The organism is Variovorax sp. DAIF25 (assembly GCF_050711835.1).
Lineage (GTDB): Bacteria > Pseudomonadota > Gammaproteobacteria > Burkholderiales > Burkholderiaceae_C > Variovorax.
On record NZ_CP136637.1, the window covers coordinates 894,738 to 915,946 of the forward strand.

General features: G+C 68.8%; 20 protein-coding genes. 1 reads left to right on the plus strand and 19 read right to left on the minus strand.

The genetic code is table 11. The features are described from left to right. The 13 genes from R0232_RS38300 to R0232_RS38360 all read right to left on the minus strand — a co-directional run bounded on the left by R0232_RS38300 (nucleotide 1) and on the right by R0232_RS38360 (nucleotide 15,111). Entirely contained in the window at nucleotides 1-975 is a 975-nt protein-coding gene (locus tag R0232_RS38300) for an NAD(P)H-dependent flavin oxidoreductase (protein WP_431514392.1), read from the minus strand. A 50-nt stretch (nucleotides 976-1,025) separates the two neighbouring features. Next, nucleotides 1,026-2,837 carry an acyl-CoA dehydrogenase C-terminal domain-containing protein gene (locus tag R0232_RS38305; RefSeq protein ID WP_431514393.1) on the minus strand — a complete coding sequence of 604 codons (1,812 nt, stop codon included), beginning with the start codon at nucleotides 2,835-2,837 and terminating at the stop codon, nucleotides 1,026-1,028. Nucleotides 2,838-2,909: 72 nt separating this feature from the next. Then, nucleotides 2,910-3,914: a Bug family tripartite tricarboxylate transporter substrate binding protein gene (locus R0232_RS38310; protein WP_431514394.1), complete on the minus strand. Its 1,005-nt coding sequence runs from the start codon at nucleotides 3,912-3,914 to the stop codon at nucleotides 2,910-2,912. Beyond that, the gene (locus R0232_RS38315; RefSeq protein ID WP_431514395.1) at nucleotides 3,911-5,815 is read right to left on the minus strand and encodes an acyl-CoA synthetase; all 1,905 of its coding nucleotides are present in this window, start codon (nucleotides 5,813-5,815) and stop codon (nucleotides 3,911-3,913) included. The genes R0232_RS38310 and R0232_RS38315 overlap by 4 nt, the downstream gene beginning before the upstream one ends. Continuing rightward, complete coding sequence (locus tag R0232_RS38320; RefSeq protein ID WP_431514396.1) at nucleotides 5,815-6,807, minus strand: tripartite tricarboxylate transporter substrate binding protein; 993 nt, start codon at nucleotides 6,805-6,807, stop codon at nucleotides 5,815-5,817. The genes R0232_RS38315 and R0232_RS38320 overlap by 1 nt, the downstream gene beginning before the upstream one ends. A 94-nt stretch (nucleotides 6,808-6,901) precedes the next feature. Further along, nucleotides 6,902-7,360: a MaoC family dehydratase gene (locus tag R0232_RS38325; protein WP_431514397.1), complete on the minus strand. Its 459-nt coding sequence runs from the start codon at nucleotides 7,358-7,360 to the stop codon at nucleotides 6,902-6,904. A 27-nt stretch (nucleotides 7,361-7,387) separates the two neighbouring features. Then, nucleotides 7,388-8,176, minus strand: coding sequence for a crotonase/enoyl-CoA hydratase family protein (locus tag R0232_RS38330; protein ID WP_208507435.1), 789 nt, complete (start codon nucleotides 8,174-8,176; stop codon nucleotides 7,388-7,390). A 45-nt stretch (nucleotides 8,177-8,221) separates the two neighbouring features. Beyond that, complete coding sequence (locus R0232_RS38335; RefSeq protein WP_208507434.1) at nucleotides 8,222-9,004, minus strand: SDR family oxidoreductase; 783 nt, start codon at nucleotides 9,002-9,004, stop codon at nucleotides 8,222-8,224. A 13-nt stretch (nucleotides 9,005-9,017) separates the two neighbouring features. Then, entirely contained in the window at nucleotides 9,018-10,193 is a 1,176-nt protein-coding gene (locus tag R0232_RS38340; RefSeq protein ID WP_431514398.1) for an acetyl-CoA C-acyltransferase, read from the minus strand. 27 nt (nucleotides 10,194-10,220) lie between these two features. Continuing rightward, complete coding sequence (locus tag R0232_RS38345) at nucleotides 10,221-12,299, minus strand: 3-hydroxyacyl-CoA dehydrogenase NAD-binding domain-containing protein (protein ID WP_431514399.1); 2,079 nt, start codon at nucleotides 12,297-12,299, stop codon at nucleotides 10,221-10,223. A 41-nt stretch (nucleotides 12,300-12,340) separates the two neighbouring features. Next, nucleotides 12,341-13,114 carry an enoyl-CoA hydratase-related protein gene (locus R0232_RS38350; protein WP_431514400.1) on the minus strand — a complete coding sequence of 258 codons (774 nt, stop codon included), beginning with the start codon at nucleotides 13,112-13,114 and terminating at the stop codon, nucleotides 12,341-12,343. A gap of 136 nt (nucleotides 13,115-13,250) precedes the next feature. Beyond that, nucleotides 13,251-13,883 carry a response regulator gene (locus R0232_RS38355; protein WP_208507430.1) on the minus strand — a complete coding sequence of 211 codons (633 nt, stop codon included), beginning with the start codon at nucleotides 13,881-13,883 and terminating at the stop codon, nucleotides 13,251-13,253. Then, a complete protein-coding gene (locus tag R0232_RS38360) occupies nucleotides 13,861-15,111 on the minus strand; it encodes a PAS domain-containing sensor histidine kinase (protein WP_431514401.1) in 1,251 nt (416 codons plus the stop codon). Before R0232_RS38360 ends, R0232_RS38355 begins: the two co-directional genes overlap by 23 nt. A gap of 122 nt (nucleotides 15,112-15,233) precedes the next feature. Between R0232_RS38360 and R0232_RS38365 the strand changes: the two genes are divergently transcribed. Beyond that, nucleotides 15,234-15,806 (plus strand): TetR/AcrR family transcriptional regulator, encoded by a 573-nt coding sequence (locus tag R0232_RS38365; RefSeq protein ID WP_431514402.1) that lies wholly within the window; start codon nucleotides 15,234-15,236, stop codon nucleotides 15,804-15,806. A 168-nt stretch (nucleotides 15,807-15,974) separates the two neighbouring features. Here R0232_RS38365 and R0232_RS38370 read toward each other — a convergent pair whose 3' ends face one another. The 6 genes from R0232_RS38370 to R0232_RS38395 all read right to left on the minus strand — a co-directional run bounded on the left by R0232_RS38370 (nucleotide 15,975) and on the right by R0232_RS38395 (nucleotide 21,195). Continuing rightward, entirely contained in the window at nucleotides 15,975-16,268 is a 294-nt protein-coding gene (locus R0232_RS38370; RefSeq protein ID WP_208507427.1) for a type II toxin-antitoxin system RelE/ParE family toxin, read from the minus strand. A 4-nt stretch (nucleotides 16,269-16,272) separates the two neighbouring features. Then, on the minus strand, nucleotides 16,273-16,557 hold the full coding sequence (locus R0232_RS38375) for a ribbon-helix-helix protein, CopG family (RefSeq protein ID WP_431514403.1): 285 nt from the start codon (nucleotides 16,555-16,557) through the stop codon (nucleotides 16,273-16,275). Nucleotides 16,558-16,770: 213 nt separating this feature from the next. Continuing rightward, entirely contained in the window at nucleotides 16,771-18,192 is a 1,422-nt protein-coding gene (locus R0232_RS38380; protein WP_431514404.1) for an amidohydrolase family protein, read from the minus strand. 41 nt (nucleotides 18,193-18,233) lie between these two features. Further along, entirely contained in the window at nucleotides 18,234-18,992 is a 759-nt protein-coding gene (locus R0232_RS38385; RefSeq protein ID WP_431514405.1) for a sulfite exporter TauE/SafE family protein, read from the minus strand. Continuing rightward, nucleotides 18,989-20,239 carry an MFS transporter gene (locus tag R0232_RS38390; protein WP_431514406.1) on the minus strand — a complete coding sequence of 417 codons (1,251 nt, stop codon included), beginning with the start codon at nucleotides 20,237-20,239 and terminating at the stop codon, nucleotides 18,989-18,991. Before R0232_RS38390 ends, R0232_RS38385 begins: the two co-directional genes overlap by 4 nt. 77 nt (nucleotides 20,240-20,316) lie before the next feature. Beyond that, entirely contained in the window at nucleotides 20,317-21,195 is an 879-nt protein-coding gene (locus R0232_RS38395) for a polysaccharide deacetylase family protein (RefSeq protein ID WP_431514407.1), read from the minus strand. Nucleotides 21,196-21,209 lie beyond the last annotated feature (14 nt).

The following is a 21,209-nucleotide window of genomic DNA, read 5'->3' on the forward strand; positions in this document are numbered from 1 at the left end:
TCAGGCGACCATGCCATGCAGGCGCTCCCGAATGATGGTGTTCGCCTGCGCCATGATCCGTTCGATCAGCGCCGCCACGCTCGGCACGTCGTCGATCAGGCCCGCCACCATGCCGCAGGACCAGGCCCCTGCATCCAGTTCGCCGTCGCGCATCACGCGCGGATATACGCCGGCCACCTCGTCGAGGATGTCCTCGAACTTGATGTTCTGGCCGAGCTCCCGCTCCTTGGCGAGAAGGCGTTCCACGCCTTCGTTGCGAAGCACGCGCTCGGTGTTCCGCAACGGCCGCATCACGAGGCGGGTGTCGAGTTCGGTGGCCGACACGATCGCGTCCTTGACCTTCGGATGGACCGGCGCTTCCTGCGTCGCGACGAAGCGCGTGCCCATGTTGATGCCCGCCGCCCCCATCGCCAGCGCGGCCACCAGCGACCGTCCGTCCGCCATGCCGCCCGAGGCCACGAACGGGATGCGGAGCTCGTCCGCGGCGCGCGGCAGCAGGATGAAGTTGGGGACGTCGTCCTCTCCGGGATGCCCGCCGCATTCGAAGCCATCGACGCTGACGGCGTCGCAGCCGATCGCCTCGGCCTTGAGCGCATGCCGCACCGACGTGCATTTGTGGATCACCTTGATGCCCGCGTCGTGCAGCACCGGAAGCCATGGCTGCGGGTTGTTTCCCGCCGTCTCGACCACCTTGATGCCGCCCTCGACCACGGCCGCGATGTAGCCCCGGTAGTCCGGCGGGGTGCGCGCGGGAAGAAAGGTGAGGTTGACGCCGAACGGCTTGTCCGTCATTTCGCGGCAGCGCGCGATCTCGCGTGCGAGATCGTTCGGCGTGGGTTGCGTGAGAGCCGTCAGGATGCCGAGTCCGCCGGCGTTCGATACCGCCGCGGCCAGCTCCGCCAATCCGACGTAGTGCATTCCGCCCTGGACGATGGGGTGCTCGATGCCGAAGAGTTCGGTGATTGCGGTTTTCATTGCATGTGCCTTTCTGTTGGAACGAGAGGGTGTTTTTCGGACCGCGTGCCTCAGAACGATTCCGCGGGAAGCGCCATGAGGCAGGCACTGCTTTGCGCCACCCGCAGGCCGAGCGCCTTCACCAGCGGCAGCTCGCGTTCGAACCAGTAGCGCGCCAGTGCCAGCTTGCGAGCAAGGAACGGTGCCGCGTCGCCACGCGCCATCAGCGCTTCGGCGGCTGCCGCCGCGCGCAACCAGGTCGATGCGATGGCGACGATGCCGACCATGTTCAGCAGGTCGTACGAGGAGCCTCCGATGTCGTAGGGATCGCGCTCCGGGGACGCGAGCCACGTGGCCGCGGCCTTCAGTTGCCCGCTCGCCTCCCTCAGGGCCTGGACGAGATCGCGCAGTGATTCGCTTCCCTCGGCCGCTTCGGCCGATGCCTCGACCAGCGCGAGAAAGCCATCGAGCACCCGGCCGTCGGCGGCCGGCAGCTTGCGCAGCGCGAGGTCGAAGGCCTGCACGCCGTTGGCGCCCTCGTAGAGCTGGAAGATGCGGCAATCGCGGACCAGTTGCTCCACGCCGTTTTCCCTGATGTAGCCATGCCCGCCCATGAGCTGCATGGCGTCGTTCGCCGACTCGAACGAACGATCGCTGAAGAAGGCCTTGACCACGGGCGTCAGGAAACCGCCGACCAGCGCCCGCGGCACGCCCGCGATCTCGCCGGCGTCCTCGAGCAGAGCCCTCACGTGGATTCCCAGCGCCCGCCCGCCCTCCAGGAACGACGCCTGCTTCAGCAGCAACCGGCGCACGTCGGGATGAACGACGATCGGGTCCGCCGGCGCGCCGGTGCGGTCCGCGGCCTTGGCGGCACGTCCGGCCAGGCGCTCGCGCGCATGGTCGGCCGCCTTGCCGTAGGCACGGCTCGCGGATGCAAGCGCCTGGAGACCCGTGCCCAGACGCGCGGAGTTCATCATGTCGAACATGCCGCTCATGCCCGCGGAAGACTTGCGCTGCGCGCCCGTGGCGCTCGCCGATTCCCCCAGTCGATAGGCAACCGATTCCTCGAACGCCAGCGAGCAGGTCGCATTGCCCTTGAGCCCCATCTTGTGCTCGATGCCCGCGGTCACCACGCCGTTGGCGCCGCCGAGCTCGCCCGTGGCCGGATCGATGGACCGCTTGGAGACGAGAAACAGGCTGACCTTCGACAGGTCGTCGAGGATCCGGCCCTGCGCGTCGGGCACCTTGGCCAGCACCAGATGCACGACGTTCTCGGTGAGGTCGTGGTCGCCGCCCGAGATGAAGATCTTGGTCCCGGAGAGCGTCCAGCTGCCGTCCGGATTCGGCAGCGCCCGCGTCTTCATGAGGCGCAGGTCGGTGCCGCAGTGCGGCTCCGTCAGGCACATCGTGCCGGACCACCGCCCGGCCACCATCGCTGGCACGACGTGCTGCCGCATCCAGTCGTCGCCGGTGCGCTGAACGGTGGCGTGGGCGCCGTTCGTCAGCCCGGCATACAGGCCCAGCGAGTTGCAGGCCGAGGCGGAGAACTCCCTCACCGCCTGGCCGACGAGGTCCGGCAGTCCCGCGCCGCCGAATTCCTCGGGGGCGGACACGCTGTTCCACCCGGCCTCGCGCATCGCGGCGTAGCCCTCCCTGTAGCCGGGGGGCGTGGTCACGGCACCGTCGGCGAGGCGGCATCCATGCTCGTCGCCGACGGCATCGAGGGGCGCCCATTTCTGCTCGAAGAAACGCGCGGCCTGCTCCAGCACCGCACGCGTGTCGTCGCGCGACATCCCGTGCATGGCATGCGCGGTCTCGCGCTCGAACACCTCGTGAAGAATGAACAGGTAGTCCTCGACGGGCGCCTTGTAGGAAGTTGGCATTTTTTTGAAGATGAACGATGGAGGGAATCCGGGGACTTGCTCGCGCGGGGCGGCGTGCGTGGTGAGGAAGCGTCAGCCGTCGCCGCGCCGATAGCCGATGTCCTTCACCAACTTCGCCCATGCCGCGTTGTCGCGCTGGATCGAGGCCTGGAGCTCGGGCGACTTCAGCGGTCGCGGCGGAAGAACGCCCAGCCGCGGCAGCGCCGACTGGAAGTCGGCGGACCGCGCCACCTCGCTCACCATGGCGTTCAGCCGCTCGACCACGTCGCGCGGCGTGCCGGACGGTGCGAAGAGACCGAAGAAGCCGCTGATGAACTCGACCTCCTGGAACCCGAGTTCGCGAAATGTCGGCACGGCGGGCGCATAGGGACTGCGTTCGGGGCTGGAGACCGCGAGCGCCAGGACCTTGCCCGTCTTGACCTGCTCCATGCCGGGCTGGTACGCGTCGACCAGCAGCTGGACGTGTCCGCCGACCAGCGCCTGCAGCGCCGGCGCGCCGCCCTGGAAGGGCACGTGGAGCATCTGCACGCCGGCGGCCCTTTCGAGCAGCACGCCGCCGAAATGCCCCGCGGTGCCCTGGCCGTAGGAGCCGTACGAGATGCGGCCCGGATTCGCCTTCATCCAGCCCACGAGCCCTTTCAGGTCCTTCGCGGGCAGCTCGGGATTCGCATAGAGAAACAGCGGCGTCCGACTGACCTCGGCCACGGCGGTCAACGTCTTCAGCGGATCGAAGTTCATCGCGAGCGTGTGCGGCAGCAACGTGGCCGTGCTGCCCGTGGTCACCAGGAGCGTGTGGCCGTCGGGCTGCGCGCGGGCCACGACACTCGCACCGATCGTGCTGCTCGCGCCGGGGCGGTTCTCCACGATGACGCGGAAGCTGGAAAGCTTTCCCAATCCCATGGCCAGTGCACGGGCCACGACATCGGTCGTGCCGCCCGCGGGATAGGGCACGACGATCTGGACGGTCCTGGATGGGTAGGTGCCTTGCGCGCGCAGCGCGCTGCCCGCGGTGGCCGCCGTCATGGCGGTTCCCAGCAGCAGCTTGTGCGCGTCCCGGCGGGTGATGGCCGTGCTCATGCCGGCCTCCCTTCGATGGTTCGGATGGTGTAGGGAACGGTGAAGTTGCGAAGGGCGTCCGAAAGCAGCGCGTCGCTCTCGAGCCCGGCCGGGACCAGAACCTCCACATGGAAGCCGCTGCTGCCGCGGTCCGTCGCCTTGACGACCACGCCCTCGGGAAGCTGGGCCTGGCGCACCGCCGCGGCGAACATCCGCTCGATCGCGTCGACGCGCAGCACGTTCTTCTGGATCTTCCCGACCAGCGTCTTCGGCATCTCGGGCAGCACGTAGCAGTGCTTCGGGACCGCCGCGCGCTCGGGCACATGCGCGCTCGCATGGGCGATCACGTCCTCGGGTGTCGCGCTCGCGCCGGGCTTGAGCACCACGTAGGCCACCGGCACCTCGCCGGCGTGCGCATCGGGGGCACCGACGACGGCGGCATCCTGGACGCCCGCCAGACCGAACAGCACCTCCTCCACCATCTTGGGATCGATGTTGTGGCCACCGCGAATGATCAGGTCCTTCGAGCGACCCGTGATCCAGAGCCACTGGTCGCCGTCCAGGCGGCCCAGATCGCCGGTCTCCAGCCATTCGCCCTCGATCCAGCGCGGCCCCTGCTGCCCCAGGTAGCCCGGGAACACCGACGGGCCGCGCACGATGACCGCGCCCGATTCGCCGGCGGCGCAATCGCGCACCACGGTGCCGTCGTCGCCGAGCTGCACGATGCGCACGCCCGTATAAGGCAGCCGCACGCCGGAGCTGCCGACCTTGACCTTGTCGCTCGGGGGCGTGATGCAGGTGACCGCGACGGTTTCCGTCATACCCCAGCTCTCGCGGATGCGCAGTCCCGTCATGTCGTAGAACGCTTCCGCCACCGTGGTGGACAGCGGCGCGGTGGAAGACGCCACGTACTCGAGCGACGTGATGTCCGCATCGCCGATCGGGATCGAGAGCACCTGGTTGACCAGCGTCGGCACGAAGGTCAGCATGTTGGCCCTGTAGGCCTGCACCAGCCGCCAGATGTTGGGCAGGACCGAGGGATGGCGGAATCCGGCGGACGTCATCAACAGGATCGTTCCGCCGCGCACGAGCGGCCCATAGCAACCCACCACCGCGCCCGCGACGTGAAAGATCGGCACGCCGACCATGCGCATCTCTTCGCTGCCGAAGCCGGACAGGTACTTCGAGGCCCAGACCCAGAACACCTGGTTGCGATGCAGGTGGCGCGCGAGCTTCGGCGCGCCCGTCGTGCCCCCGGTGTGGAACAGCGAGGCGGTGTCGTCGGGAGAGAACACGCGTCCCGAATCCAGCGCCGCGCCGGAATGCGCCGCCACCGCCGTGTCGAAGTCCACCACGCGCACCCCCGCGACCCGCGCCGGGCACGGCGTGGGGCCACCGACGCGCAGCACCGCCACGAGCGCAGGGAGCGCCCGGACGACGACCTCGATCTTGGGCCACAGGTCACCCAGCTCCTGTCCGCCATACACCACCAGGACCTTGGTGGCGGCCGCCTGGAACATGTGCACCAGGATCCCGGGCTCGAGCATCCAGTTCGCGGGGTTGACGATGCCGGCCGCCTGCGCGCCCCAGAGGATGAACTGGGATTCCGGCACCGCCGGCATCAGCACCGAGACGACGTCGTCCTTGCCCACGCCGAGGGCATGGAACAGATTGGCCGTCTGGTTGACCTTGTGCCGCAACTCGGCGAACGTGACCTGCCGGCCCGTCTCGCGCGGCCTCGCGCCGTCGGAGAAATACGCGATCGCGACCTTCGCGGGGTCGATGGCGCATCCGTCCATCAGCATCTCGTAGGTCGACGCGGGCAGGTGGCGCGCCTCCAGCGGAAGCTGCTCGAAGCGCTCGACGTCCGCCACCGAATACAGCACCTCGTCGGACCAGTAGCCGGGCAGGGGTTTGGACATCATTGGCGCTCCAATCCGATGTCGCCGGCGATCTTCTGGAAGCGCTCCGATTCGCCGCGGTAGAAGGCGGCGGCCTGGTCCAGGTCCATGACCGCTCCCGCGGAATTCCCCCGCTCCTCGACCCAGGCCTGGAAGCCCGGGCTCGCGACGATGGCATTGGCCGCCTTGCCGACGACCTCGGCAGACGGCAGCGGAGATCTGCTCGGGACGAACAGCCCGGTCCACATGCTGTAGTGCGAGCCCTTGACGGCCGGGATCTCGTCGACGGACGGAACCTCGGGCACCGCGCCGTGCCGCGTCGGTCCCAGGATCGCGAGCACCCGGATCTTTTTCTCTCGCGCCGCCTGGATGTAGGGCGGGATCAGGGGCAGGATCGTGAGGTCGACCTGGCGCCCCATCAGGTCCTGCATGGCCGGCGCGCCGCCCTTGTAGGGAACGTGCGTGACCGCCATGTTCGACTTGCCCGCCAGGTCCATGGCGGCGATGTGGAAGATCGAGCCCAGGCCGACGTTGGCGATCGAGACCGGTGCCGCGCCCTGGCGCCGCGCCGCCGCGATGAGCTCCTCGAGGCTCTTCGCGGGGAGGTCGGGACGCGCCATGACGGCGAGCACACCGGTGCTCAGGTGCGCCACCAGGCGGAAGTCCTCGGGCTTGTACTTGACGCCCGACAGCACGAGCGGTGGCAGCGCCAGTTCGTTGGCCGATCCCAGCAGCATGTTCAAGTGGCCGGGGTCCGCACTCAGCAGGCGCTGGGCACCGATGGAACCGCTGGCGCCGCCGAAGTTCTCGACCACGACTGTCTTGTTCAGCGCCCGCCCGAGCTCCGGCTGGATCTTGCGGGCCGTGATGTCGAACGCGCTGCCGGCCGGATACGGCACGATCAGCGATGCCTGCGGCGATGCGGGAAGCTGGGCCAGCGCCGGCACCGAGGCGAGGCCGCCCCAGGCCAATGCCGCCAGCAGGCGCAGCACGGCCATTCTCGGATGAAGCATGGATGTCTCCTGATTTTTTTGAAGGCGACCGATTGCCTTTCGAGACCGCTCGCCACGCGAGCGCTCGCCTGTCGGCGGGGCCACGGTCGCGGAACTAGAAATGAAGCTTGGCGAGCGTCTCGGCCACGCAGACGGGCCGGGCGCCGCCCTCGATCTCGAAGGTCACCAGCCACGCCACCTTCACGCCGCCATCGGGCTCCTCGCTCACCGCCCGGAGGGTGGCGCGAATGCGCAGCCTGGCACCGACCGGTACCGGCCCCGTGAAGCGCACGCGATCGAGCCCGTAGTTGATGCGCGCCTTGGTGCCCTCGAACCGGGTGATCTCCGAGGTCAGCATCGGCAGCAGCGACAGCGTCAGGAAGCCATGGGCCACCGGCCCGCCGAAGGGCGACTCCCGACGGGCTCTTTCGGGATCGAGGTGGATCCACTGGTGATCCCCCGTCGCGTCCGCGAACAGCTGGACCTGCGCCTGAGTGACCTCGTGCCATGCACTCGGCCCGGCCTCCTTGCCCTCGAAGGCCTTCAGTTCGGCGATGGATGCGAAGGTCTGCATGCGGTCTCCTCGGGCGGCGGTTCGCGCTCAGCGGCCCTGGAAGTTCGCCGCGCGGCGCTCCACGAAGGACTGGATGCCCTCCTTGAAGTCCGCCGACGCGAAGACCTCGTCCCGGACCTTCGGGATCACCTCGATCGCCGCCTTCTCGCCCTGCTCGATGAACGTCAGCGAAGCCGCCTTCGTCGCGCGCAGGCCGATGGGCGCCACCTTGGCGATCAGGCGGGCGATCTCCATGGCGCGCTCGCGGTGCTTGCCGTAGGGGTGGACCTCCTGGACGAAGCCGCAGCGATAGGCTTCCTGCGCGTCGAACTCGTCGCACAGGAAGAGGTGGTACATGGCGTTGCCCCAGCCCGTGCGGGTCAGGTAGCGGAAGTGCGCGCCACCGAGCGGCGCGATGCCGCGCTTGGACTCGAGCTGGCAGAAGCGCGCGGTGTCGGCCGCGATCACGATGTCCGATGCGAGCATCTGCTCGATGCCGATCGTGTAGGTGATGCCATGCACCACCGAGATCACCGGCTTGCGGCAACGCTTCTTCAGCGCGAACGGATCGACCTGGTCATCGGGAATGGGCTTGGCCGTCGCCGTGGGCCCGAAGAACTTCGGCATGTCGAGACCCGCCGTGGTGTGCTCGCCCGCCGGGTCGAGCACGGCCACCCACAGGTCGTCGTCGTCGTCGAACTCGGTCAGGCGTTGGGAGAGCTGGTGCATCAGCTCGGGCGTGATCGCATTCTTCTTCGCCACGTTGTCGAGCGAGATGACGGCGACGTGACCTTCGACGGTCATGCGGACTTCGGGCGTGCCTGCTTCATGGGCCATGGTGCTGTTCCTTGTCGGGTTGGGGAAAGGGAGAAAAAGAAGGTCTCAGACAGCCGTCAGGCCACCATCGACGGCGAGGATCTGACCGGTGATGTGCTTGCCGGCCTCGCTCGCGAACAGCAAGGCCGCGCCCTTGAGGTCGTCGTCGTCGCCGATGCGTTGCAGCGGCGCGCGCTCGGAGAGCTTGTCGACGCCGACGGTGTCGATGGTTCCCTTCGTCATCCTCGACGGAAAGAAACCGGGCGCCAGCGCATTCACCGTGATGCCATGCGGCCCCCACTCACCGGCCAGGGCGCGCGTGAGGTTGACGACCGCGCCCTTGCTGGTGTTGTAGGCCAGGGTGCCTTGCGCCTTGGGACCGTTGCCCTTGAGGCCCGCGATCGAGGCGAGGTTGATGATCCGTCCGTAGCGGTTCGGGATCATCGACAGCCTGCCGATCCTCTGCGTGAGCAGGAAGATCGATCGGACGTTCAGGTTCATCACCTTGTCCCACGCGGCCAGCGGATGGTCGACGGTGCTGGCCCCCCATGTCGCGCCGGCGTTGTTCACGAGGATGTCGACCCGGCCGAGCTCCGCCAGCGCCTGGGCGGCCAGGCGCTCGATGTCCTCCTCCTTGCCGTTGTCCGCGGCAATCCAGCTGGCGTCGATGCCGAGCCCGGCGAGATGCGCTTGCGCGGCCTCCAGCGCATCGGCCTTGCGCGACGAGATCACGACCCTGGCACCCTGGGTGCCCAGCGCCTCCGCGATCTGAAGGCCGAGGCCGCTGGATCCACCGGTCACCAGCGCGGTACGGCCCTCGAGGTCGAGGAGTTTGGATACTGCAGTCATTTCACTTCTTTCCTTAGACGATTTCGAACAGACCGGCGGCGCCCTGGCCGCCGCCGATGCACATGGTCACGACGACGTACTTGACGCCGCGGCGCTTGCCCTCGATCAGGGCGTGGCCCGTCAGCCTCGAACCGCTCACGCCGTACGGATGGCCCACCGCGATGGCACCGCCGTTCACGTTGAGCCGCTCGTCGGGAATGCCGAGCCGGTCGCGGCAGTACAGGACCTGGCAGGCGAAGGCTTCGTTCAGCTCCCACAGGCCGATGTCCTCGACCTTCACGCCCGCCCGCTCGAGCAGGCGCGGCACCGCGAACACCGGACCGATCCCCATCTCGTCCGGCTCGCAACCCGCGATCGCGAAGCCGCGAAACACGCCCATCGGTTGGATGCCGCGACGTTCGGCCAGCTTCGCGTTCATCACGACGCATGCGGAGGACCCGTCGGAAAACTGGCTCGCGTTGCCCGCGGTGATCACCCCGCCAGGCAGTGCCGAGCGGATGCGGGCGACGGCGTCGAGCGTCGTGTCGGCGCGGATTCCCTCGTCGCGGTCGACCACGACGTCCCGCGTGCCGCTCCGGCCCGCCGCATCGACCACGCCCATGGTGGTCTTCATGGGCACGATCTCGTCGGCGAACCTGCCGGCCTGCTGGGCCGCCGCGGCGCGCTGCTGGCTGCGCACGCCGTACGCGTCCTGCGCCTCCTTGTCGATGCCGTAGCGGCTGGCCACCTGCTCGGCCGTCTGCAACATGCCCCAGTAGTACGCGGGCTTGTTCTCGACCAGCCAGGGGTCGCGCCGCATGTGCGTGTTCGCCTGGTTCTGCACGCAGGAGATCGACTCGACGCCGCCGGCCACGATGGCGGGAGCGCCTTCGAGGATCACGCGCTGGGCCGCCATCGCGATGGCTTGCAGGCCCGAGGCGCAGAACCGATTGACGCTGACGCCGCCGGTGGTCACCGGCAGTCCGGCGCGAAGGGCGATGCCACGCGCGATGTTGCCGCCGGTCGTGCCTTCGCCGAAGGTGCCGCCCATGATGCAGTCCTCGATCTCCGCGGGATCCAGGCCCGATCGTGCGACCGCATGGCGCACGGCATGGGCGCCGAGCGTGGCGCCGAAAGTCATGTTGAAACCACCCTTCCAGCTCTTGGCCAGTCCGGTGCGCGCAGTCGAAACGATGACGGCTTCGTTCATGGGGTCTCCGTGTTCTCGATGGGAGGTTCAGGCGTTGAACGCCGCGCCCTCGTCGGCCAGACGCTCGACGATCGCGGCGGGCTTCCAGCTCGGGTCGCCCTGCGCCATCGCGCGCATCGAGCGCCGGACGTTGAAGAGGCCGACGGTGTCGGCGTAGAACATCGGACCGCCGCGCCAGGCAGGAAAGCCATAGCCGTGCAGATAGACGGCGTCGATGTCGGACGCCCGTTCGGCAATGCCTTCCTCGAGGATCGCAGCGCCTTCGTTGACGAGCGCATAGACCAGCCGCTCGACGATCTCCGCGTCGCTGAACCGGCGCGGCGTCACGCCCTTCTCCTTCCAGAACGCCTCGAGCATCGCGCGCGTCCTCGGCGACGGCCTGGCCTTGCGCTGCCCCGCCTCGTAGTCGTACCACCCGGCGCCGGTCTTCTGTCCGAAGTGGCCGGCCTCGCAGAGGCGATCGCCGATCTCGAAGCGCGGATGCGCAGGATCCTCGGCATAGCGGCGCTTGCGGATGGCCCAGCCGATGTCGTTGCCGGCCAGGTCTCCCATGCGGAACGGCCCCATGGCCATGCCGAAGGCCTCGACGGCGCGATCGACCTGCTCCGGCAGCGCCCCCTGCTCCAGCAGCTCGCCCGCGCGCCTGGCGTACCTGGCGATCATGCGATTGCCGATGAAGCCGTCGCACACGCCCGAGACCACGGCCACCTTGCCGATCCTGCGGGCCACGGCGAGAGCGGTCTGAAGCACGTCGGGCGCGGTCTTCTCGCCTCGAACGATCTCGAGCAGCTTCATGACATGGGCCGGGCTGAAGAAGTGAAGCCCGACGACGTCTCGAGGACGCCGGGTCTCGGCCGCGATGCGGTCCACGTCCAGGGTCGAGGTGTTGGTGGCCAGGATGGCGCCAGGCTTGGCGATCTCGTCGAGCGCGCGGAAGGTGCTCAGCTTGAGCGCCATGTCCTCGTAGACGGCCTCGATCACCAGGTCGCAATCGCGCACGTCGCCGATCCCGGTGCTCGTGCGCAGCAGCGACATCCGGGTCTCGAGCGCGGCCTGCTGCAGCTTGCCCTTCTGCACGCCGGCTTCGTAGCTGGCCCGGATCGTGGCGCGACCCTTCTCGATCGCGGCGTCGCTCACGTCCACCAGCACCACCGGAATTCCCGCGCCGAGGAAGTTCATGGCAATGCCGGTTCCCATCAGGCCCGCGCCGACGACGGCCACCCGCTCGACCGCGCGTTCGAGGACCACATCGGGCACGTCCGCCAGCTTGGCCGCGGCACGCTCCGCGAAGAAGGCATGGCGCAAGGATTTAGAGACCGGCCCGTTCATCAGCTCGAGGAAGCAGCGGCGCTCGAGTGCCAGCGCGTCGTCGAAGGGCAGGCTGAAGCTGGCCTCGATCGCATCGAGGCAGCGCTGCGGCGCGGGAAGGTGGCCCGTGCGGGCCTCGACCGCGGCACGGGTGATCGCGATGAAGCCTTCGGGGTTGCCGTGCTTCACCTGCATGTCCCGCACGCGCGGGTGGGGACCGGGCCGGGCCGCCACCTCCTTCGCCATCGCGATCGCGGCATCGACCACATCGCCCTCGGCCATGCGGTCGAACAGCCCGGAGTCGGCCAGCTTCTCGGACGCGATGGAGCCGCCGTGAACGATCATGTGGGTGGCGGCCTCCAGCCCGATCAGCCGCGGCAGCCGTTGCGTGCCACCGGCGCCCGGCAACAGGCCCATGGTCACCTCGGACAAGGCGATGCGGGCCTTCGCCGCGGCGATCCGGTAGTGGCACGACATGGCCAGCTCGAGTCCGCCACCCATGGCAACGGAATGGACGGCGGCGACGACGGGCTTCGGACTGTTCTCGATGACCGACAGCACCGTGTTCAGTCCCGGCTCCCTGCCGCCCTTCGGCGAGTTGAACTCGCGCATGTCGGCGCCGCCCGAGAAGGCCTTTCCCGCGCCGGTCAGCACGATGGCCTCGACCGCGGCGTCGGCGCACGCGCGATCGACTCCTTCGACGATCCCGAGGCGCACGGCATGGCCGAGTCCGTTCACGGGGGGATTCGCGATCTCGATCACCGCGATGTTGTCAACGACCTTGTATTGGGTGCTCATCTGTACTTCCTTGGAACTGTGGTGTGCGGCCGGCCCGGGCTTCAGGCGCGCGCCGCGATGGCTTCGGGCTGGCGGCCCAGGAAGCGCTTGAAGATGTCCTGGGCTTCGTCGGAGCGGCGCAGCCCGTCGAAGACGGCCGATTCGCGGCGAACGCGCGCCGCGGCGGATTCGTCGTCGGCATCGCGGATCAACGCGCGGGTGGCGCGCAGCGCCTGCTGCGGCTTGGCCGCCAGGCGCTTCGCGATCGACAGCGCCTCTTCCTCCGCCAGCTCGGGCGGCATCACGCGATTCACCAGCCCCGCGAGAAAAGCCTCGGCCGCGGGGACTTGCGATCCGAGCAGCAGCCATTCGGCGGCCTTGGTGCGGCCGACCACCCTTTGCAGCAGCAGCGTCGATGCGAACTCCGGGCACAGCCCCAGGTCCACGAACGGAAAGCGAAGGCGCGCATCGTCCGACGCGACGACATAGTCGCAATGCAGGAGCACCGTGGCACCGATGCCCACGGCATGTCCCCTGACGCAGGCCACCATGGGCTTGCCGAGCGACAGCACGGCGCGCAGGAACGGGGCGGCGGGAGACTCGGCATGCGCGGCGCCGTCGCTCGAGACGAACAGGCCGATGTCGTTGCCGCTGGTGAAGTTGCCGCCCTCGCCGCGCAGCAGCACGACATTCACTTCGTCCTCGAGCCGTGCCCGCTCGATGGCCCGGGCCATCGCCGCATACATTTCCGCGGTGATGGCATTGCGCTTCGCGGGGCGGTCCAGCGTCACGACGAGAACGCGCTCGTCGAGGTGCGCGCGAATATCCGAACTCATGGTGTCTCCTTCGTATCCGACGCCCGGTGGCGTCGTGGTGTTGAAGGAGAGTGTGTTTCGCGCCGCCGGATCTGGCTGTCGGAACCCGCTGCGCGGCGTGTCAGCGTTTTCTGAAGCCCGGGGAATGTGCCGGGCCCTAGTCGATCATGCGATGCTGCAGTGCATAGCGGGCAAGCTCCGTATTGCTCGCCACGCCGATCTTCTTGAGGATGCGCGACCGGTAGGTGCTCACGGTCTTCACGCTCAGGAACATCTGGTTCCCGATCTCCGTGAGCCGGATGCCGCGCACGATCAGCAGCATGATCTCGTACTCCCGCGAGGACAGCAGCTTGTGCGCCGCCACGTCGCTCGCCCGCTCCCTGGCCTCGAGCAACTGGTCGACCACGGCGGCTGTCATGTACCGCCCGCCCCGGGCCACCTTGCGGATGGAGTCGATCAGCTCGCGGGCGTCCATGTCCTTGGTGACATAGCCGGCCGCGCCGGCCTGGAATGCGCGAAGCGCGTACTGCTCGGCCGGGTACATGCTGAGCACGACGATGGGCAGCGCCGGCCGTTCCGCGCGAAACGAAGGAAGCATCTCGAGCCCGCTGCGGCCCGGCATGTTCACGTCCAGCAGCGCGACGTCGAACTCCTCCTGCCTCACCCGGCGCAGGGCATCCGAGGCGTCGCCGGCTTCGGCCACCACGTCGAAGCCTTCCTGCTCGGCCAGCAGGCGCTTGAGCCCCTCGCGGAAGATGGTGTGATCGTCAATCAGCAGCAGTCGAATCATCTGGAATGTCTCCCTGTCGGTCGGCGGCGCTGGCGGCCGGCACATGAAGCCGGATCAGGGCGCCGCATCGGGGGCCGATGCCGAAGGCCACGGTGCCGCCGAGCTCGCGGGCACGCTCCTGCATGCCGGCCAGCCCGAGGTGGTCCTCGACGGGCGGGTGCTCGGGGTCGAACCCCAGGCCGTTGTCCGCGATCTCCAGCGTGAGTCCCGAAGGCTTCCAGACCAGATCGACCAGCACTTCCGTCGCCTTCGAGTGCCGGGCGACGTTGGTCAGTGCCTCCTGGAAGATGCGGTAGATCCCGATCTCCGTGTCCCGGTCCAGCGTGCAGGGCGCTCCAAGCGGCCGCAGCCGCGACGAGATGCCGTAGCGGTGCTCGAAGCTCTTCAGGCTCTGGGAGATCGTCTCCGACAACCCCAGGTGGTCGAGAGCGCCGGGACGCAGTCCCTCCGAGATGCTTCGCACGGCTTCGATGGTGTCCTGCGTGAGCCGAATGAGTTCCTGCGCCGTCTCGGCCAGGGCGCGAAGCTTCGCGGGGCCTCGAAGAATGCTCGCAACCGGCGGGTCGACCCGCTCGATGCCCCATGCCATCCGCGACAGATCGAACTTGATCGCCGTGAGCATTCCTCCGACCACGTCGTGCAGCTCTCGTGCAACCCGGTTGCGTTCGTTCTCGCGCACGAAGTTGGCGTTGGCGACGAGTTCCCGCAGCCGCTGTCCGGCCGCGATCAACTCGCCACGCTGGCGTTCCTGCTCGGTGATGTCGACGCCGACGCCGACGATCGCGGGACGGCCATGGAAGATCACGCGCGTGCCGTGGATCTCGAAGCTTCCGGGCCGGCGCCGGGAGGTGCGGCGGATGATGAAGCTGTCGTCGGGCGCATCGTCGTGGATCCGTCGCTCGTACTGCTCCACCAGCGCCGAGCTCTGGGCGGGGTTGGCCACGTCGCACAGGCGCGCGCCCATCAACTGTTCCCTTTTCAGGCCGCACATGCGGGCGAAGGTCTCGTTGACGTACCTGAAGCGCCCGTCCTGCAGGATGTAGATCCCCGCGATCGATTGCTCGACGATGCCCTTGAAGGGCACCTCGTAGTCGTCGAGCTCCGGATGGTCGCGCTCCGCGCGCGCATCCCGGACCAGGGGGAGCCGGCGCCGCGCACCGCTTCGCTTTCGCGGCGACGTTCGAATTTCCGTCCCATTGGCTGCCTGCGGCAACCGCGAAGTGACCATGTCGCCTGTCTCCTTGGATGTCTCCCGCGGTGCTTTCGCCGGCCGCGATTCTGCATGATGGTTGTCATGCTGGAGGATGACGACCATAATCCAGAAAGTCAACAGATCAAGTACTCATCGCGATGGGGTATTCACAAGCCGAGAAGTCCCGCAGCAGGGAAAGAATCCTTGCCCAGGCGGCGGAGCAGATTCGCGCCGACGGGCTCGAGTCCCTGAGCGTGGGCAAGCTCATGAAAAGCGCCGGCCTGACGCATGGCGGGTTCTATGGCCACTTCGCCTCGCGCTCGGAGTTGCTCGTGCACGCGGTCGAGCAGGCACTGGTGGCCGGCCAGGGGGCGTTCGAGCAGTCCAGGCCGAAAGGCGAGCCCGGCTACGCCGACACGGTGCGAAGCTATTTGAGCCGCAAGCACCGCGACTCCCGTTCCAGCGGCTGCGCGATGGCGGCGCTCGCTGGCGACGTCGCGCGCGCCGATGCCGAGGTTCGGGTCCCGATGGCCGAACACATCGAAAGCTTCGTCGACGCGATGGCACTGGCGATGGGCGACGACGACCGGGACAAGGCGACATTCGCCGTTGCCGCGATGATCGGTGCGGTGATCGTGTCGCGCGTGATCACCGATCCGAAGCGCTCCGACGAAGTGCTGGCTGTCGCAAAGCGCGAGTTGCTGGCGCTGCCAGGCGCCAAGGAAGACTAGGAGTCTGCGCGGCAGAAGGCATCGAGAAAGAAACCCCCCGTCACCCCGAACACGCTGCCGGTGCGCGACCTGCAGAAGCTGATCGTACTGGCCGCGCGCACGCCCGAAGGCCAGTGCCCAAGCCCGGCGCTTGCAGGCAGGCGCTGTATTCAGGACTGCAGCGCTGCACTAGTGTTTGAACCCCGATTCGCGCTGCGCTCGAAGCGCAAGGATGAAGACAGTATCGATCTCGGCCAGGTAGCGGTAGAGCGCCACATATCCACGGACGCCCTTGCCGATCACCAGCTCTCGTTTTCCTTGCCGCACCGGCCTTCCGATCAGCGGACTGTGCGCCAGGACCTGAATCGCCTGGATGATTTCGTCGACCCGCTCGGGCATGTCTACCGCCTGGTGAAGCACCATGTGCTCCACGAAGCGATCGATGTCCTCGAGCACGGCTGGGGCGAGCTCGATGTGCGCCACAGGGTCAGCTCGCCCTCACGCGCGCGCGCGGGCGGCGCGGCTTGTCTCCCTTGGCGCGGGCCTCGAGATACGCCTTGGCGTCAGTCCAGGAGACGGTCTGCCGGGTTTGCAGCAGCAAAGCCCAGCGCTCCTCCGCCACGCGGTGCAGTTCCTCATCCATCTCGCTGCGCTCGACGGTTTCCGCGAGCGTGTCGAGGATGAATGCGTGGGACGACTTCCCTGCGCGCTCCGCGGCCGCTGCAATCCTTTCCTTCAGGGCGTCTTCGATCCGGATGGTGGTGGTAGACATGCAGGTCCTTCTCTTGGCCGGTGGCCGCGGGCCAATGTAGCACAAGTGTGCTGCAAACTGCGCACGCCTCAGCGCGCGCTGAGGAAGAAGGCCCCGTCACCGCGAGCCCGTCATCCGCTCCTGGTGCATACGGGGCAACAGGCCCGAAGCATGGGAGCCGATGGCGGGCACCCGTCAGTGCCGAAGCCCGGCGCCTATAGGCGGGCGCTGTATTCAGGACTGCAGCGCCGCGCCCGCCGCCGCGCGAATCCGCTCGGCCGACTGGCGTGCGCGACGCATGATGGCCGGGGTGTCGTAGGCCACCAGGCGGCCGCCGCGCTTGACGATGCGGCCGTCGACCATCACGGTCTCGACGTTGGCGGCGCTGCCGCTCTGCACGATCGCGGTCTCGGCGTTGCCGACCGGGCCGATGTTGAGGTCATCGGTGCGCACCAGGATGATGTCGGCGCGCTTGCCCTCGACGATCGAGCCCGTGACATCGCCGAGCCCCAGCGCGATGGCGCCGTTGATCGTCGCCATCTCGATCACCTCGTGCACTCCCACCGGCCTCGCGCCCGCGCTCGGCGTGCCTGACCACGGCACGCCAAGATTCCAGGTGAAGCGCATTGCCTCGAACATGTCGGGCGGCGCGATCGAGGTGGCGTCGCTCGACAGCGAGACCGCGAGGCCCGCAGCGCGCATCGCGAACAGTGCGGCGCGCGCGTCGCCGGTGCCGCTCAGGCGCAGCTCGGAATGGGTGGCGAAGCTCAGCGGCGTCTTCGTGCGCGCGAGCGCCGCGAGGTCGGCCGGGCTCGCGGGCACGTAGTGGGCGATCATGAAATCGGGACCGAGGTAGCCGCGCCGCTCGTAGTCGAGCGCGTCGACGTTGTTGGGCGCCTCTTGCGGCGCATGGATCGCGACCGGCAGCCCGCTGGCCTTGGCGAACTTCATCTCCTCGTGGAAGACGGCCTCGGTGCTCTGCTGCGGGCCACGCAGGTTCAACCCCAGGTGCACCAGGCCGGCCAGCGGCGAACGTTCGCCGAACCAGTCGCGCCGCACGCGCGCCAGGTCCTCGTAGCGGTTGAGTTCGTCGGCCGGCATCTGGTCGACGTGGCCGTAGGAATAGCGCGCGCGCAGCAACGACTGCCGGTGCGCGCGCAGTTCGGCGTCGGCATGGGCCGGCGAGCGCGTGTTGTGCGACCAGTTGTGCACGGTGGTGGTCCCGCCATGGGCCAGCTCGGCGCAGCCCAGCAGCACGCTGTTGTAGAAGTCCTCGGGCGTGTAGAGGGTCGAGGTCGCGCCCTTGGCCGGGTAGTAGGAGAAGCCGTCGCGCGCCGTGAAGCTGCGGCCGATCGCGCTCCACAGGTGGTAGTGGGAATTGACGAAGCCCGGCATCACGATGCGGTCGGTGGCGTCGATCACCTCGACACCCGGTGCGCGCAGGCCGCGGCCCACCTTCTCGATGGTGCCGTCGCGCACCAGCACATCGGCGCGCGGCAGGGTGCCGGTGGCGCGGTCGACCGTGATCACCGCGCCGTTGCGGATCAGGTAGCTGCCGCGGCTGGCCCGGGCCGGAGTGGCGAGCGCTGGCGCGCCGGTGGCGGCCACCGCCAGGGCGCCGGCCAGGCGGATGAAGTCTCTCTTGCTGGTTTGCATGGGCTGTCCCGGTGAGGAAGTGAGGAAAAGGATCGCGCGCCTCAGCGCGCGTTGAGAAAGAATGCCCCGGTCATCGCGAGCCCCGTCAACACCACGAACCCACGCGCCAGCTCCGGCCGCAGCCGCCGCGCGGCCGTGCCGCCCGCATAGCCGCCGGCCGTGGCGCCGAGCGCCATCCACAGCGCATGGGTCCAGACGATCGCGCCGCTGGCCGCGTAGATCGCGACCGCCATCAGCGTGAGGATGGCCGAGACGAAGTTCTTGATGCCGTTCATGCGGCCCATGTCCGCATGCCCGAGCGCGCCGAGCACCGCGAGCAGCAGGATGCCGAGGCCGCCGTTGAAGTAGCCGCCGTAGACCGCGACCGCCACGATGCCCAGGTCGGCGAGCCAGGTGCGCCCCGGCGTGGCGGCCGCGGTCCGCCGGCGCACCAGCGCGGGCCCGATCGCGAACAGCAGCGTCGCGGCCAGCAGCAGCCAGGGCACGATGCGGCCGAAGGCCTGGTTCGAGGTCGACAGCAGCAGCGCCGCACCGGCCGCGCCACCGAGCACCGAGAGCACGCCCAGCCGAAGCAGCGAGGGCGACATCGGCCCCGCGAGCTCGCGCCGCAGCGCCCAGGCCCCGGCCAGGTAGCCCGGCAGCAGCGCCGCGGTGCCGGTGGCATTGGCCGACACCAGCGGCACGCCGACCAGCGCCAGCGCCGGCAACGTGAGGAAGCTGCCGCCGCCCGCCACGGCGTTGAGCGCGCCGGCCAGCGCCGCGGCGCCGCCGAGCAGCGCCCATTCGAAGGCCGTGGTCACGGCTTGCGCGCCGGCAGCGACATGCGGTCGGTGCGCAGCAGCGCCGTCAGCACCACACCCACCGCCGCCAGCAGCGTGATCTGCAGCAACCCGGCCGAGCCCCAGCCCAGGCGCGCGGCGATGGCGCCGATGATGTAGCCCGCGAAGGCGCCGGCGCCGTAGAGCGTGGTGACGAACACGCCGGTGGCGCGGTTGGTGAGCGCGGCGCGCACGGCCTTGATGTGGTAGCCGGCCAGGTTCACGTAGAGCACGCCGCTGACCACCAGGCCCCAGGCGAAGGACAGCGCGGACTGCACCCAGATGCCGGTGGGGCCCGAGAACAGCAGGAAGCCCAGCAGCCCGGTGCCGACGAAGCTCAGCGACAGCACCAGCTTGGGATGGAAGCGGTCGCCGAGCCAGCCGCCGAAGATGGAGGCGAACACGCCGAAGCCGAAGATGCTCATGACGCGGCCGGTGTCGGCCGGCGAGTAGTGCAGGTGCTCGCGCAGGAAGGTCGGGTACATGCCGAGGTAGCCGTAGATGCACAGGCCGCCGATCACGCTCATCGCGGTCAGCAGCACGGTGTTGCGGTTCCACATGCGCTCGGCGCCGCGCTGGTCGGCGCGCGTGTCGGCCGCGGCCACGTTCTCGGTCATGCGCCGGCCCACGGTGAGCGCGATCAGCGCCATGGCCGCGAAGCCCGCCACGCCGAACACCACCAGCGGCAGCCGCCAGTCGCGCTCGGCGCCGATCAGGTGGCCGCCGAGCAGCGGCCCGACGATCGCGCCGATGCCGAACGAGAAGTTGATCGCGCCCACGGCCGTGGCGCGGTAGCGCGCGAAATGGCTGGCCGCGATGGCGATCACCACCGTGAGCTGCATCGCCTCGCCGATGCCGGTGGCGGCGCGGTAGGCGATCATGTCGGCGAAGCCGTGCGAGTAGGCCGTGAGCAGCGTGCCCAGCGAGAAGATGGCGATGCCGATCTGCAGCACGGTCTTGCGCGACAGCCGCGCCAGCAGGTAGCCGGTGGGCACGCCGGCCACGGCCATGCCGAGCGTGAAGATGGTCGACAGCAGGCCGGTGTCGGCCAGCCCGAAGCCGAACTCGCGGCGCACGTCGGCCGCGATCAGTGGAAAGATCTGCCGGTCCATCGCATTGAGCGCGTAGGACGCGAGCAGCGCCAGGAACATGGCGATCTCGAGGCCGCTGATGGGCGCCTCGCGGCGCGCGTCGCCGGCCAGCGGCAGGGCCGAGGTGGTGGAATGCACGGTCTGTCTCCTTCTCGCCGGGCGAGACTCTTTGTTATGGGAAAGGGAGCCCCGGCGGCGCGCGCCGGGGGCAAGTCTCAAGCGGCGTTGCGCGTCGCGAGATGCCAGTCGAGGATCTGCTCGCCGGTGAAGAAGCCGACGTCCTCGCGCTCGCGGATGTGCGCCAGCGCCTCGCGGAAATAGCGCAGCCGGTGCGGCGCGCCCATGATGTACGGATGCACCACCAACGCCATCACGCGCGCCGAATCCCTGGCATCGGCGTAGAGCTGCTCGAACTGGTCGATGGCACGGTCGCGGTACTCGCTGGCCTTGTGGTGCTGGATCAGCATCATCGCCACGTCGTTGCATTCCTGCGTGTAGGGCACGTTGACGATGTGGCCGCCGTTGCGCGTCTTCAGCTCCACCGGCTGGTCGTCGAGCACCCAGTCGCAGACGTACTCGTAGCCCTGCTCGGCCAGGATGTCGGGCGTGTGCCAGGTCTCGGTGAGGCCCGGGCCGAGCCAGCCGCGCGGGCGCTTGCCGGTATAGGCGCGGATCGCCTCGGTGGTCTTGGCGATGTCCTCGGCCTCGTCGGGCACCTTCTGCATGTTGCGCTGGCCGAAGCCGTGGCCGATGAATTCCCAATCGCGCGCCTTCGCCGCCTTGGCGATCGGCTCGTAGGCCCCGATGGCCGAGCCATTGATGGCGAGCGTGGCGGGAATGCCGAGCGCGTCGATCGCCTCGAGCATGCGCCAGAAGCCGACGCGGTTGCCGTACTCGTGCCAGGCCCAGTTCGGGATGTCGGGCATGGGCGAGCCGCCGGCCGGCGGCGTGAGCACGGTGCGCGGCATGGTCTCGTCGATGTTCCATTCCTCGACGTTGACGATGACCCAGACGGCGAGCCGCTTGCCGCCGGGCAGCCGGCGGGCGGGACGGTCGGCGATGGCCGAGTAGGCGATGCGTTCGAGCGGTTTCATGCGGTGTCTCCTTG